The 14,307-nt window shown below is 28.4% G+C and carries 14 protein-coding genes; all 14 read left to right on the forward strand.

Annotation, left to right across the window (positions count from 1 at the left end; translation table 11 throughout):
• Window positions 1–4 precede the first annotated feature (4 nt).
• Window positions 5–1,222: a peptidase U32 family protein gene (locus CSPA_RS06140; protein WP_015391350.1), complete on the forward strand. Its 1,218-nt coding sequence runs from the start codon at window positions 5–7 to the stop codon at window positions 1,220–1,222.
• A 73-nt stretch (window positions 1,223–1,295) separates the two neighbouring features.
• A complete protein-coding gene (locus CSPA_RS06145; RefSeq protein ID WP_015391351.1) occupies window positions 1,296–2,885 on the forward strand; it encodes a penicillin-binding transpeptidase domain-containing protein in 1,590 nt (529 codons plus the stop codon).
• 115 nt (window positions 2,886–3,000) lie between these two features.
• Window positions 3,001–3,699, forward strand: a complete 699-nt coding sequence (gene sigK, locus CSPA_RS06150; RefSeq protein ID WP_015391352.1) for an RNA polymerase sporulation sigma factor SigK — start codon at window positions 3,001–3,003, stop codon at window positions 3,697–3,699.
• A gap of 189 nt (window positions 3,700–3,888) precedes the next feature.
• On the forward strand, window positions 3,889–5,145 hold the full coding sequence (locus CSPA_RS06155) for a cell division FtsA domain-containing protein (RefSeq protein ID WP_015391353.1): 1,257 nt from the start codon (window positions 3,889–3,891) through the stop codon (window positions 5,143–5,145).
• Between the two features lie 14 nt (window positions 5,146–5,159).
• Window positions 5,160–6,290 carry a cell division protein FtsZ gene (gene ftsZ, locus CSPA_RS06160; RefSeq protein WP_015391354.1) on the forward strand — a complete coding sequence of 377 codons (1,131 nt, stop codon included), beginning with the start codon at window positions 5,160–5,162 and terminating at the stop codon, window positions 6,288–6,290.
• Window positions 6,291–6,525: 235 nt separating this feature from the next.
• Window positions 6,526–7,329: a sigma-E processing peptidase SpoIIGA gene (locus tag CSPA_RS06165; protein ID WP_015391355.1), complete on the forward strand. Its 804-nt coding sequence runs from the start codon at window positions 6,526–6,528 to the stop codon at window positions 7,327–7,329.
• Between the two features lie 12 nt (window positions 7,330–7,341).
• Window positions 7,342–8,049 (forward strand): RNA polymerase sporulation sigma factor SigE, encoded by a 708-nt coding sequence (gene sigE, locus CSPA_RS06170; protein ID WP_015391356.1) that lies wholly within the window; start codon window positions 7,342–7,344, stop codon window positions 8,047–8,049.
• 82 nt (window positions 8,050–8,131) lie between these two features.
• Entirely contained in the window at window positions 8,132–8,905 is a 774-nt protein-coding gene (gene sigG, locus CSPA_RS06175) for an RNA polymerase sporulation sigma factor SigG (protein WP_015391357.1), read from the forward strand.
• 24 nt (window positions 8,906–8,929) lie between these two features.
• Complete coding sequence (locus CSPA_RS06180) at window positions 8,930–9,193, forward strand: YlmC/YmxH family sporulation protein (protein ID WP_015391358.1); 264 nt, start codon at window positions 8,930–8,932, stop codon at window positions 9,191–9,193.
• Window positions 9,194–9,264: 71 nt separating this feature from the next.
• Complete coding sequence (gene nrdR, locus CSPA_RS06185; RefSeq protein ID WP_015391359.1) at window positions 9,265–9,714, forward strand: transcriptional regulator NrdR; 450 nt, start codon at window positions 9,265–9,267, stop codon at window positions 9,712–9,714.
• A gap of 260 nt (window positions 9,715–9,974) precedes the next feature.
• Window positions 9,975–10,715: a peptidoglycan editing factor PgeF gene (gene pgeF / locus CSPA_RS06190; RefSeq protein ID WP_015391360.1), complete on the forward strand. Its 741-nt coding sequence runs from the start codon at window positions 9,975–9,977 to the stop codon at window positions 10,713–10,715.
• 13 nt (window positions 10,716–10,728) lie between these two features.
• Window positions 10,729–11,430, forward strand: coding sequence for a winged helix-turn-helix domain-containing protein (locus tag CSPA_RS06195; protein WP_015391361.1), 702 nt, complete (start codon window positions 10,729–10,731; stop codon window positions 11,428–11,430).
• A 4-nt stretch (window positions 11,431–11,434) separates the two neighbouring features.
• Window positions 11,435–13,141: a sensor histidine kinase gene (locus tag CSPA_RS06200; protein WP_015391362.1), complete on the forward strand. Its 1,707-nt coding sequence runs from the start codon at window positions 11,435–11,437 to the stop codon at window positions 13,139–13,141.
• 233 nt (window positions 13,142–13,374) lie between these two features.
• Window positions 13,375–14,286 (forward strand): phosphate ABC transporter substrate-binding protein, encoded by a 912-nt coding sequence (locus CSPA_RS06205; protein ID WP_015391363.1) that lies wholly within the window; start codon window positions 13,375–13,377, stop codon window positions 14,284–14,286.
• The last annotated feature ends 21 nt before the right edge of the window (window positions 14,287–14,307 follow it).

Below are 14,307 nucleotides of genomic sequence, written 5' to 3' on the forward strand. Positions count from 1 at the left end.
AAAAATGATAAGACCAGAAATTTTGGCACCAGCAGGTAATTTAGATAAGCTTAAGATAGCAATAGATTTTGGAGCAGACGCAGTATATCTTGGAGGAAGTAAGTTGAATTTAAGAGCATTTGCTGATAATTTCACAAATGAACAATTAAAAGAAGGCGTAGAATACGCTCATGAGAGAAATAGAAAAGTCTATGTAACAATGAATGTTTTTCCGCATAATGAAGATTTAAATGGTGCTGAAAATTATATAAAAGAATTATATGAAACAGGTGTTGATGCAATAATAGCATCAGATCCAGCTATAATAGCTACTGCTAGAGAGGTTGCACCAAACTTAGAAATACATTTGAGCACGCAGGCAAATAATGTTAACTGGAGAGCTGCAAAGTTTTGGTATGACCAAGGTGTTAAGAGAATAGTAATGGCTAGAGAGCTTAGTTTGACCGAAATCAAGCAAATGAGAGATAATTTACCTGAAGAATGTGAAATTGAAGCATTTGTTCATGGATCAATGTGTATAAGTTATTCAGGACGATGTTTGATATCTAATTATATGGTTGGAAGAGACGCTAATAGAGGTGCTTGTGCACAAGCATGCAGATTTAAGTATCATTTAGTTGAAGAAAAGAGACCTGGTGAATATTATCCGGTTGTTGAGGATGAAAAAGGAACATATATAATGAATTCAAAAGATTTATGTATGATAGAACATATAGATGATGTTATAAATGCTGGAGTATATTCTCTTAAAATTGAAGGAAGAATGAAGAGTATGTATTATGTTGCTGCAGTAGTGAAATCATATAGGCAAGCTGTAGATGCATATATGAAAGATCCTGGTGATTATAAATTTGATCCAAAATGGATGGAAAATTTAAATAAGGTAAGTCATAGACAATACCATACAGGTTTTTACTATGGCCAAAATGGTGAGCAGGTATACGAAGATTCGGCTTATATAAGAAACGCAGATATAATTGGTATTGTAAGAGCATATGATGAAGAAACACAAATAGCTACTATAGAGCAGAAAAATAAAGTTTTAAATGGTGATACTGTAGAAATACTAAGACCAGAAGGAGAAAATTTTGAGGTTGTACTCCATGATATGACAGAAGAAAATGGAACTCCAATTGAATCTGCTAATAGAGCAAAAATGATTTACAAAGTAAAAGTAGATGTGCCACTAAAGGTAAAAGACTTAATAGTCAAAGACAAATAATGAATAAAACACCTTCTTTAAGGCTAGAATTTAGCTAAAGGAGGTGTTTTATATTTTTACTGAAAAATTTCATATGAATAAAAGGCTAGCACAAATTTTGATTATGTTTATTGTAGTAATATTAATTTTAACAATGCGTTTATCTATGCTTCAAATATATCCATCTGATAAAGTTGTTTCTTCATATCAAAATCATCAAGAAGAAAATATAAGTAATATGAATTATATGATTGTTGATACTAATGGAAAAGATTTGATGAAATATAATAAAAAATATGTGCTTGTGATTGATACTAGGCCTTTCAGTTTAAATAATTATGAAGAAACACTAGAAGACTTAATGGCTTTAAATTTCATAATGAAGTCTGAAACTCCTGATTTTAATTATTCAGAAATAATGAAGCAAAGTGGAAAAGTGTATTTTAATATTTCAGAGGAGACTTATAATAAAATAAATAATCTTAAAAATATAAAAGGAATTTATACTTATATTTCCGATGAAGTTGATACAAAAAAAGCATGGAGTATTAGTAATATGTTATCAAAAATATTAGATGATAAACAGGAATCAAATTCATTAGAGGGGCAGTTATACAATTATTTAAAAGATAATGATAAACCTAAAAATGAATTCTATTTAGATAATAGAGCTGTTTATGCAGAAAAATCTGTAAAAATTAATGATAATAATAGAAACATAAAATTAACAATTGATAAAGAAATTGAGGATAAAATTCGAGAGATTTTAGATAAAGATGAATACTCATATCTTAATAATATAGGAGTAACGATAATGGAAGCAGATACAGGTAAAATTAGAGCTATAGTACAAAAAGATGAGAGTGAAGCTAATATAAATTTAGGAATTCAACAGATTGGCTATGAGCCAGGATCAATTTATAAAAGTATTACTCTCGCAGCGGCTCTGGATATGGGATTAGTAAATGTGAATGATACTTTTGTATGTAGTGGGAAGATATGTAAGGAAGTTCATGGAAAATTATCTGTAGAGCAAGCCTTTGAAAAATCGTGTAATGATATTTTTGCAGAATTAGGAGCTAAGGTTGGTTATGAAAAATTAATGGAATATTCAAAGGAGCAGGGATTATATGATAAAGTTCTAGATTTTAATACTAGCAATAGAGTTGAAGCAACAGGTGTAGAACCTAATATAGATGCAGGAATGAACAATATATCCATAGGTCAATGTATGAATGTGACACCAGTTCAGATGTTAGGAGCTATAAATACAATTATTAATAATGGGGTATATGAGAAACCATATATAGTTGAAGGAATTTTAGACAAGGATGATAATGAAGTAAAAGAATTTCAAACTTCTAAGAAAAAAGTATATAGTGAGACTACGGCAAAACTAGTTAAAAATGCTATGAAGCAGGTTGTAATAAAGGGAACGGGAATAAAAGCTTATATTAGTGATTTAGATATAGGTGGGAAAACTGGATCCTCTACAGGAAATGGAGGCCAGACGCATGGATGGTTTGCAGGTTATTTTAAAGTTGGAGGAAAGAATTATACGATGATTGTGTTTACTCCAAGCATAGAATCAAAGAATAATAATACTAATAATGAGGAATTAGGTGGAGGAGATACAGCTGCACCGATTTTCAAGGATATAGTAAAAAAACTTTCTGGAAATTAACTGAGAAATGTTCAATCTTAAGTTAGAGTGAATATAAAAATAAATGAAGATTGATGGGCAACTTTTTTATTATTTAAACATATTATAATATCAAGCACTGCTATGGAGGAAAAAGGTGTTTGTATTAAATAACTTTATAGACTTAATATGCAATTCCTTGTTTTTAACTGGATATGTAACAAACAGTAATACATTCCCATTGCCATTGGATGAGGCAGAAGAGCAATTGTACTTAAAAAAGTTTAAAGAAGGAGATAAGACTGCAAAAAGCATATTGATCGAAAGGAACTTAAGATTAGTGGCTCATATTGTTAAAAAATATTCATTCCCAAATAAGGATGTTGATGAATTGATTTCTATTGGAACTGTCGGATTAATAAAAGCCATTGATTCTTTTGATTCTAGTAAGGGGACTAGACTTGCAACTTATGCATCAAGATGCATTGAAAATGAAATATTAATGTTATTAAGAAATAACAAGAAGCAAAAAAGTGAAATTTATTTACAAGATCCAATTGGAGTTGATAAAGAAGGAAATGAATTTTGTCTTATGGATATATTAAGCAGTGAAAAAGATTGCGTTTTAGAAAAAGTTGAAAGTAATTTACAAGTAAGGGCTTTATATAAGAAGTTGATAGAATCATTAACAAAAAGGGAAAGTGCTATTTTGATAATGAGATATGGTCTAGTAGATGGAAAATGCAAGACACAGAGAGAAATTGCTATAAATTTAGGGATTTCCAGATCATATGTATCTAGAATAGAAAAAAAAGCCTTAAAGAAATTAAAAAGAGAACTATTTTTGAGAAATTAAGGATATATGAAGGAAAATGAGTTAGATTTTCTTAAGATAGATATTGACATACTTGGAATAAGAATGCTATTTTAAAAAGTAGCATTTTATTTTTTTGTAAACTTCTGAAATAAAAGAGGAATTTAACGAAATATGTTGAATATAAAGCAAGTAATAGATTTTTTCAGTTAGGAAGGGAAAGAATTAATTATGCAGCATGGGACAATTACAGTAATAGATTTTGGAAGTAAAAAATTATCAGCTTCCATTGCGGAAACTGGAAAAGAAGATATTGAGATTTTAGCAGTTAAATCATGTAAATCAAATGGTATAGAAAAAGGCTTATTAGTTGATGTTATTAAATGCAGGGAAAATGTTATAAATTTGTTGACTGAATTGGAGGAGAAAACTAAAAAAGATATTAAAGGGATATCTATTGGAATTTCTTCGAATAATATTCGTATTACTGAAATTACTACAGCTATAAATTTGCCAGAAGAAAAGGTTACAAGTAATGATATTAGAAAAGCATTGAAGAATGGCCAAAAAAGTATAACTATAAGTGAAGAAGAGTGTGTAGTTGATGTATTAATTAATTTCTATATATTAGATGGAAAGGTAATACATAAAGACATAATTAATTGGAAAGGCCGAAAGTTAGAAATAAGTCTTACATTAGTAATAGGGCAGACGAATGAAATTCAAAAGTATTATGAATTATTTAAAGATACTAAATATGATATTGAATTTATAAAATTAAATGTATTAGTCGGAAAACAAATTTTCTTGAATGAAAAAAATTCCATGGGGAATGTTGCTTTAGTTGATATAGGAGCAGGAATTACTGATATAGCGCTATTTAATAATGGAATTCCTAAAAATATAAACGCCATTCCACTAGGTGGAAATAATATAACTAATGATTTGGCTATTTGTGGGCAATTTTCATTTTTGGAAGCTGACAACATGAAAAAGATTTATTCAAGTAATTATAATACTTTATATAAAGATACTTCTATTTCTGACGAAATTGAAGTAGGGACAACTAAGGTATCAAAAAAGTTGTTTTATGAGGTGGTTAGTGCTAGAATTGAAGAAATATTAAGTTATGTTAATATAAAATTAAAAAATACTGGTCATTATGATAGGATTTATAGTATAATTCTATATGGGGACGGAGTCAATTATTATGAAGATATAAATGAAATCGTTCGTAAAACTTTTGAGATACAAACTAGAGTTATTACTAAGAGTGAATTAGGAATAAAAAATTCTGAAAATATTACTTCCATGGCTATAGCTAAAGAGGTATATGATAGATTAAATTTATTAGGGAACAAGGGTATAGTTCAAGCTAATAAAAATAACGAAATTAAAAGAATTGATGAAAATCATAATTTGCACAATAATGAAGGTGAAAATCATATTATTAAAAAATTAAAGGATTTTTTTAATAAGATTTTTTAAGGGGAGGAATTGTTTTGTTAGATTTTGAGACAGATATACAAGAATTAACCAACATAAAGGTAATTGGTTGTGGTGGCGGTGGAAGTAATGCCGTTAACAGAATGATAGTAGAAGGATTGAAAAATGTTGAGTTTATCGCAATAAATACAGATAAGCAAGCTTTGATGCTTTCTAATGCAAATCAAAAAATTCAAATTGGAGAAAAGTTAACTAAAGGTTTAGGTGCTGGAGCTAATCCGGAAATTGGTAAAAAGGCAGCAGAGGAAAGCAGAGAAGAGATTACAGCATCTGTAAAAGGCGCTAATATGGTGTTTATTACAGCTGGTATGGGTGGCGGAACAGGTACTGGTGCAGCTCCTATAGTTGCAGAAATAGCAAAGTCTATGGATATTTTAACTGTAGGTGTAGTTACAAAGCCTTTCCCTTTTGAAGGTAAAAGAAGAATGAGACATGCTGAGATGGGTATTGCAACATTAAAAGAAAAGGTTGATACATTAGTTATTATTCCTAATGAAAGACTACTTAACATGGCAGATAAGAAAACAACATTATTAGATTCATTTAAATTAGCTGATGAAGTGTTGAGACAAGGTGTTCAGGCTATTTCAGATTTGATTACTATAACTGGTGTAATTAATGCGGACTTTGCTGATATAAAGGCAGTTATGCTTAATAAAGGATTAGCACATATGGGTGTTGGTTTTGGTAAAGGTGATACAAGAACACAGGATGCTGTTAAGCAAGCTATATCTTCTCCATTGTTAGAAACATCAATAGATGGAGCAACAGATGTTATCATAAACTTTACAGGTGGTGCAGATCTTGGTGCTTTAGAAGTATACGATGCTGCAGATGTTGTTCGTGAAGCTGTTGATCCTGATGCTAACATAATTGTTGGAGCAGTAATTGATGAAACTCTTACTGAAGAAATTAGGATTACTGTTATTGCAACTGGATTTGAAAGCGAAAATAATGCAATTGCTAATTCATTAGTTGAAGAACCAAAGAAACAGCCGGTTCAAGAAACAGTGAAGGCAGAACCAGAAGTTGCAGTGGATACAAAAGAAACAGAAGTGAATTCTAATAGTTTTGAAAATGATGATTTAGATATACCAGTTTTTTTAAGAAGACAAAAAAGGCACTAAAAAAGATCAATTAAATTATATAATTGAATAAAAGACAAAATCTAATTATTTAGGTTTTGTCTTTTTTGTGTGGTTAAATTCCTAATTTAGATAAAAATGCTACATTGTATTTTTAAAAATATATAATGTAAATATATGTAAAAAGGATAGGTAAAAAAACAAAAATAATTAATGTCATTATGACAAATTTTTGAAATTAATAAGTATATAATAAATTTCATACAGGAGGAGTAAAATGAAAATTTATGCAGATGTTTTAATTTTAGAAAATAGTATAGTAAATTTTTTTTTATTAACTTTAACTATGAAGATGATAAAACACAAATGCAAAATTGGAGCCTTAATATGTTCTAGTATTATAGGTGGAATATATACAATAGTTTTGATTATTCCACAATTAACTGTAATGACAAATTTACCCTGCAAATTAGCAGTAGCATATATTATGGTGAGAATTGCATATGGAAGAAATAATATTATTAATAATATGAAAGTCTTATTTGTTTTTTTGCTCGTAACATTTACTTTAAGTGGACTATGTTTTCTATTATCGTTACAACAAAATATATATATTCTAGGAAATAGCTTTAGAATAGAAAAATATTCGATTAAATATATCATGTTGGGAATAATGATTGTATATGTAATTTATGGCAGGTTAATTGAATATATCAGAAATAAATTGTTTGTGAATAATTATATTTTTCAGCTTGAATTTGAAATACAAGATAAGAAATACAATTTTAAAAGCTTTCTAGACACAGGAAATGAATTACGAGAACCAATTACAAATCTCCCGTGTATATTGATTGAAAAAAATCTGATAGAAGATATAAAATTTGATTGCAATAATACATATCGTATTCTTTATGATTCTATTGGAGATGGAGGAGAACTAAAGGGAGTAAGAATTAATAATGTTAAATTAAATAGTAATAGATTTCTAGATAAAAAAATTGATGCGATAATATGCCCTTGTACAGAAAAATTAAGTAAGGAAAACGAATTTAATGCATTGTTATCAAGGGGAGTAGTATAGAGGGGGATATAAATGGAAAAACTAATTTTATTTTTTAACAAACTAATAAGTAAATTTAAATGGATTAGAAAAAAATTATATTATGTTGGGGGCAATGATGCTCTGCCACCACCATTATCAAAAGATGAAGAAGAGGATTTGTTAAATAAATTAAATGATGATGATGAAAATATTAGGAGCATTTTAATTGAGCGAAATTTAAGATTAGTGGTATATATAGCCAGAAAATTTGAAAATACAGGTGTATATGTGGAAGATTTAATTTCAGTTGGAACTATTGGCTTGATAAAAGCAGTTAATACTTTTAATCCTGAGAAGAAGATTAAATTGGCAACATATGCTTCAAGATGTATAGAAAATGAAATATTAATGTACTTGAGGAGAAATAGCAAAATAAAAGCAGAAATTTCATTTTATGAACCCCTAAATATCGATTGGGATGGAAATGAACTTTTATTATCAGATATATTAGGAACTGAAAACGATACTGTTTATAATTTAATAGAAGATGAAGTTGATAAGCAATTACTGATTTTAGCATTAAAAAGTTTAAATGATAGAGAAAAAGAAATTGTAAGGTTGAGATTTGGCTTAAATGGATCAAGGGAAAAAACACAGAAAGAAGTTGCAGATATGCTTGGCATTTCTCAATCGTATATTTCTAGACTAGAGAAAAAAATAATTAAAAGATTGAAAAAAGAAATAAGTAGAATGATTTAGCTTGTCTTCAAGTATAAAAGTATTCCCTATCGGAGATAATGTTTAATGCAATGGATTATTACTTTCGAAGGGGTGAATACTTGTGATAATTAACAAAGTAGAAATATGTGGCGTTAATACTTCAAAACTCCCTGTACTTAAGGAAAAAGAAAAAAAGCAACTCTTTATGCAAATGAAAGCAGGAGATAAAACTGCAAGAGAAACTTTTATAAAGGGAAATTTGAGATTAGTACTTAGTGTTATTCAAAGATTTAATAATAGAGGAGAAAATATTGATGATTTATTTCAAGTGGGTTGTATTGGATTAATGAAGTCAATAGATAATTTTGATTTATCTCAAAATGTTAAGTTTTCAACTTATGCTGTTCCAATGATAATTGGAGAAATTAGAAGATATTTAAGAGATAATAATTCTATTAGAGTGAGCAGATCTTTAAGAGATATTGCATATAAAGCACTAATTATGAGAGAGAAGTATATTAAGGAGAATAATAAGGAACCTACAATTTCTCAAATTGCAAAAGAACTTGAATTACCAAGAGAAGAAGTTGTATTTGCACTAGATGCGATACAAGATCCAGTATCATTGTTTGAACCAATATATCATGATGGAGGAGATGCAATATATGTAATGGATCAAATAAGTGATTCACAAAATACAGATGAACATTGGCTTGAGAATATATCTATAAAGGAAGCGATGAAGAAGCTCACTGATAGAGAAAAATTAATATTAAATTTAAGGTTTTTCAATGGAAGGACTCAAATGGAGGTAGCTGATGAAATTGGAATTTCGCAAGCACAAGTTTCTAGATTAGAAAAGACAGCATTAAAGCATATGAGAAAGCATATATAAATAATTTAATTATGGGGGAGAATTATGGAAAATGAATTACATTCACTTAATGCTATGAGAAATATGGAAGTAATAGATATAATGACTGGAGCAAAAATTGGTTTTATAAAAGATTTTAAAATAGATTGTGATGCAAACAAGATTATTGCACTAATTTTACCAGGAGAAATGAAATCGTGGTTTGCGAAGGACGATGAAAAAGAAATCTATTGGAATGAAATTGTGAAAATAGGAACTGATGTAATATTGGTAAAAATAAATGATAAAGTAAATGCAAGTAATGTATAGTCAGATTTTTAAAATATATGTATAATAAGAGAAGGAGTTGATATAGGAAAGCTAAGAGGTGACTGAAAAGTATGAAATGTCCATATTGTGGTTTTGAAGAAAGTAAAGTTGTTGATTCAAGAGCAGCAGAAGATAATACATCTATTAGAAGAAGGCGTGAGTGCTTGCAATGTACTAAACGTTATACAACATATGAAAAAATAGAAGATTTACCGATTTTAGTGATAAAAAAAGATTTTACTAGAGAAAATTTTAATAAAGAAAAAATAATTAATGGACTAATCATTGCATGCCAAAAACGACCTGTATCTAGGAAACAAATTGAAGATATAGCAGCTGATATTGAAAAAACTGTTTCTAATAGTATGCTTACAGAAGTTCCAACAAATGATATAGGTGAAATGGTTATGGCTAGATTGAAAGAAATAGATGAAATATCATATGTAAGATTTGCATCAGTTTATAGGCAATTTAAGGATATTAATACTTTCCTAGATGAGATAAAGAATCTTATAAAATAAACTATTTGAATTTAAGGGTGTTGAAAAATTTCAATATCCTTTTTTGCATTCAAGTGGATAGTTTAGATTATTAGCTTCATTGAAGGAATGTTATATATAGGTTAAACTTTGGTAAATAAAGATGATAAATAGCATTTATAATGTTAAAATTAAGTAAGAATTAATATATAAAATTACAGTATATTTTAGATAAAAGGTGTAAGTTATTGTTTTAAGGTTATGATTATGTTATAAGTAATATAAAAATGCGGAGGAATATAGTGAATACATTAGAATTAAAAGAATTATATATAAAAGAAGATTTTGCAATATTAGATAATGATAAATCAATAGTAGCATTTACTAATGCAGAGAAAGAGAGAAGTTTTAATAGAAATACGGAAGATGGGGTAAGTGAAATTAATTCTTTAAAAAAAGAATTTGCTGCAGATGATGTTATATATCTAAAACAAATCCATAGTGATAAAATATTAAAATATGAAAATAATGCTTCTTATATTAAGAATGAAGAGGGAGATGCAATAATAACAAATCAAAAAAATATTATTATTGGCGTATTTACGGCTGATTGTGTTCCGATTATATTAGTAGATGAAGTGGATGGAGTAATAGCGGCTATACATAGCGGTTGGAGAGGAACTTTTGAATCAATAACATTAAAAACAATAATGAAAATGAAAGCTGAATTTAATATTAAAGTTGATAATTTAAGGGCATATATAGGACCGCATATTAGAAAGTGTTGCTACGAAGTTTCAGAGGATTTAAAAAAGGACTTTATTAATAAAAAAAGTACAATAAGAGAAGAGGATCTATTTGAAGGAAGAAATTTAAATTTGGAAGCTTGTATATTAGAAGATTTAAAAGAAGCTGGTGTAAAGGCATGCAATATAAACAGTTTGAATTTATGTACTTATTGTAGTGATGAGATTAAATTACATTCATATAGAAAATCAAACGGAACATATGGTAGAATGTTTTCATTTGCTATGTTGCGTTAAGGGGGAGTAAATTATGGCAAAAGAAAAAATATTAATAGTTGATGATGAAGAACATATAGTTGAATTATTAAAATTTAATTTATTAAATGCAGGATACAATGTGTTTACTGCTAATAATGGGATAGATGCAGTAAAAATTGCTAAATCAGAAAAACCTAACTTATTATTGCTTGATTTAATGCTTCCGGGTATAGATGGATTTGATGTTTGTAAAGAAATAAAAAGAGATAATGAAATGAAAAAGACATCAATAATTATGCTGACAGCAAAGGGTGAAGAATTGGACAAAATACTTGGATTAGAACTTGGAGCAGATGATTATATTACGAAACCATTCTCAGTTAGGGAGCTGCTTGCAAGAGTAAAGGCAGTTTTGAGGAGAACAAATTCATTTGAAGAAATTGAAGAAGATTCTTATAACTCAGAAAATCTTAAAGTAGACTTTGAACGTCATGAAGTATATGTTAATGATGAAAAGGTAGACTTAACTTTAAAAGAATTCGAACTTTTACAAATATTAATAAAAAATAAAGGGAAAATTTTAAAGAGAGAAACCTTGTTGGATAAGATTTGGGGATATGAATATATAGGAGAAACAAGAACTGTGGATGTTCATATAAGATATCTTAGAAAAAAAATAGAAGAAGATGATAAGAATCCGAGATTCATTGAAACTATAAGAGGAGTAGGGTATAGATTTAACCCAGCAGAATAGTAAAATGAAAAATAAAATATTAACTTCAGTTATGATAACAGTCTTGTTTGCAATAATAATTGTAGTATCTTCTTTTATGATAATAACAAATTTAGAACAGGAAAAATTTACAACAGAAGAACTTAGGAATATTAATTATTTAGTATCAGAATTAAATAATGTTACAGATATTAGTAATAACAATTATGAAGCAATAAGAGAATTAAATACAACAAAAATAAATGGAATAGACGTAAGATTTACTCTTATTGATAATAATGGTGTTGTTTTATATGATAATGAGCAGTTAAGTGGTGAAAATCATAAAGATAGAGTAGAGGTCAAAGAAGCATTGGCTAATGGGCAAGGATATTCAAAACGATATAGTGACACTATAAAAGCATACTTAATTTACTATGCAACTAAGTTAAAAAATAATTATGTAATTAGAAGTTCGGTCAGTATAAATACAATTACCTTATTACAAAAAGAAAATATAAAATATTGTTTAGGAATATTAGCATTAGTCATTCCTTTTTCTGTATTTTTATCGCTAAGATTAGTTAAAAAGATTGTTGATCCAGTAAAAGAATTAGAAAGTGTAACCTTAAAGATGGCTCATGGGGATTATGAAATTCGTGCAGATATTAATACTAATGATGAACTTGGAACTTTAGGAAACAGTTTTAATAATATGGCGGAACAATTACAATTGAAAATTCATGAAGTTATTGATAACCAAAATAAAATAGAATCTATTTTTAAGAGCATGGAAAGTGGAGTTATAGCAGTAGATAACCATGATAATGTTATTTCAATAAATCCATGTGCAGAGTCGTTACTAGGGATAAGAAAAAATATTGTGGGGCAATGTCTGCTGGATTATGTAAATGATTATGATATAAATAAATTTTTACAAGAAGAAGGAGAAAGTGATAAAGAAATAAAAATACTACATCCAATAGAGCGAGATTTTAAAATTAAAAAATCAGAAATGTTTGATGGAGCAGAAAATATAGGTAAAGTAATAACTTTTCAGGATATTACAGATATTAATAGGGTAGAATTAATGAGACGTCAATTTGTTGCTAATGTATCTCATGAATTAAAAACTCCATTAACATCAATAAAAGGTTTTGCTGAAACCTTGAAATTTGTTAAAGATGATGAGACAAGAGAAAAGTTTTTAGACATTATTGATAAAGAAGCAGAGAGATTATCAAGACTTATAAATGATATATTGGTATTATCTAAAATTGAAAGTAATTTAACTATAGATATGGAAGAATTTGAACCAAGAATAGTAATTGAAGAAGTTCTGAATATTATGAGAAAAATTGCTGTTAACAAAAATATTAAATTAGAATTCAAAGATACTAGTGATAAAAAAGTTTTAGGAAATAGAGATAAGTTTCATCAGTTAGTATTGAATTTAGTTGAAAATGCAATAAAATATTCCAAGGATGATTCGGGTAAAGTTGAAGTATTTAGTTATGATAAAGATGAATATTATTGTTTAATTGTAAAAGACAATGGGGTGGGAATACCTAAAGAAGATATACCAAGAATTTTTGAACGATTTTATAGAGTTGATAAATCTAGAAAAAAAGGTGGTACAGGACTTGGTTTAGCAATTGTAAAACATATTGTTAAATTATTTAATGGAGAAATTAATGTTAAAAGTGAAGTGGGAGAAGGCACAAGCTTTGAAGTTAAAATCCCGGATATTTGATTAATTGAAAAGGAATGCTGAAAGGAAAATCGAGGAACGGTTTACCTTTCAGCATTTATTTTTTTAAAGAATTTTTAACAATAGATAAGTGCAATGTTAAAATTTCTTAACAATTTCCTAATATAACTTAACAAACCTATAATAATCAATTAACTAAGAGGGTATATTATAGAATATGTAAGAAAGATATTTTGAACATAAATAATATGAGGTAAATAGTGGAGGGAAAATAAATGAAAAAAAGAACATTAAAGTTAATGGTTAGTGCACTAGTAGTGGCAATGATAGGAAGCGTAATGGTAGGGTGTGGACAATCAGCACCAAAAGATAATAAAGCAGATACAGGTACAAAAACTGAATCAGCAGTAAAAGGATCTATAACATTAAGTGGATCAACAGCATTATTACCACTTGTAGAAAAAGCAACTGAACCATACAATAAGATAAATCCAGATGGACAAATTAGTGCTCAAGGTGGAGGATCAGGTACAGGGTTAACTCAAGTATTAGGTGGATCTGTAGATGTAGGAATGTCAGATATATTGGCTGAAGAAAAATTAGATGCAGATAAAGCTAAGCAATTAGTAGATCACAAAGTATGTGCTGAAGGATTTGGAGTAGCAGTAAGTAAATCTTTAGGATTAGATAATTTAACATCTGCACAACTTAAAGATATATTCTCAGGAAAAGTTACTAACTGGAAAGAAGTTGGTGGTCCAGATAAGCCGATTTTCATAATCCATAGAACAGCTGGTTCAGGAACAAGAGCTACATTTGAAAAAGTAGTACTTGGAGGAGATAAATCTTTAGAAAATGATTCATTAGGAGTAACTCAAGATTCAAATGGAGCAGTTTTAAGTGCAATGAAACAAAATGATGGATCAATTAGTTACTTAGGTCTTGCATATATGAACACAAAAGAAGCAAAAGATGCTATAAAAATAGTTAAACTTGATGGTGTAGCAGCTGAAAAAGCTAATATTGCTGATGGTTCATACAAATTCTGGTCATGGGGACATATGTATACTAAGGGAGAAGCAACAGGTGTAGCTAAGGATTTTATAGATTATGTTTCAAACAAAGTAGATAAATCAATATTAGATGAGTTAGGATTTGTTTCAGCAAGTGATATGAAAGTAAAATAATCAATTAAAGGATGAGTAAAG

Source organism: Clostridium saccharoperbutylacetonicum N1-4(HMT) (genome assembly GCF_000340885.1).
GTDB classification, from domain to species: domain Bacteria; phylum Bacillota; class Clostridia; order Clostridiales; family Clostridiaceae; genus Clostridium; species Clostridium saccharoperbutylacetonicum.

What these genes read in the sequence shown, in the direction of transcription:
- CSPA_RS06195 (WP_015391361.1), top strand. Translation starts at nt 10,729, where the DNA reads ATGGCAAAAGAAAAAATATTAATAGTTGATGATGAAGAACATATAGTT.
- nrdR (WP_015391359.1), top strand. Translation starts at nt 9,265, where the DNA reads ATGAAATGTCCATATTGTGGTTTTGAAGAAAGTAAAGTTGTTGATTCA.
- CSPA_RS06140 (WP_015391350.1), top strand. Translation starts at nt 5, where the DNA reads ATGATAAGACCAGAAATTTTGGCACCAGCAGGTAATTTAGATAAGCTT.
- CSPA_RS06205 (WP_015391363.1), top strand. Translation starts at nt 13,375, where the DNA reads ATGAAAAAAAGAACATTAAAGTTAATGGTTAGTGCACTAGTAGTGGCA.
- CSPA_RS06180 (WP_015391358.1), top strand. Translation starts at nt 8,930, where the DNA reads ATGGAAAATGAATTACATTCACTTAATGCTATGAGAAATATGGAAGTA.
- CSPA_RS06155 (WP_015391353.1), top strand. Translation starts at nt 3,889, where the DNA reads ATGCAGCATGGGACAATTACAGTAATAGATTTTGGAAGTAAAAAATTA.
- CSPA_RS06165 (WP_015391355.1), top strand. Translation starts at nt 6,526, where the DNA reads ATGAAAATTTATGCAGATGTTTTAATTTTAGAAAATAGTATAGTAAAT.
- CSPA_RS06200 (WP_015391362.1), top strand. Translation starts at nt 11,435, where the DNA reads ATGAAAAATAAAATATTAACTTCAGTTATGATAACAGTCTTGTTTGCA.
- sigE (WP_015391356.1), top strand. Translation starts at nt 7,342, where the DNA reads ATGGAAAAACTAATTTTATTTTTTAACAAACTAATAAGTAAATTTAAA.
- CSPA_RS06145 (WP_015391351.1), top strand. Translation starts at nt 1,296, where the DNA reads ATGAATAAAAGGCTAGCACAAATTTTGATTATGTTTATTGTAGTAATA.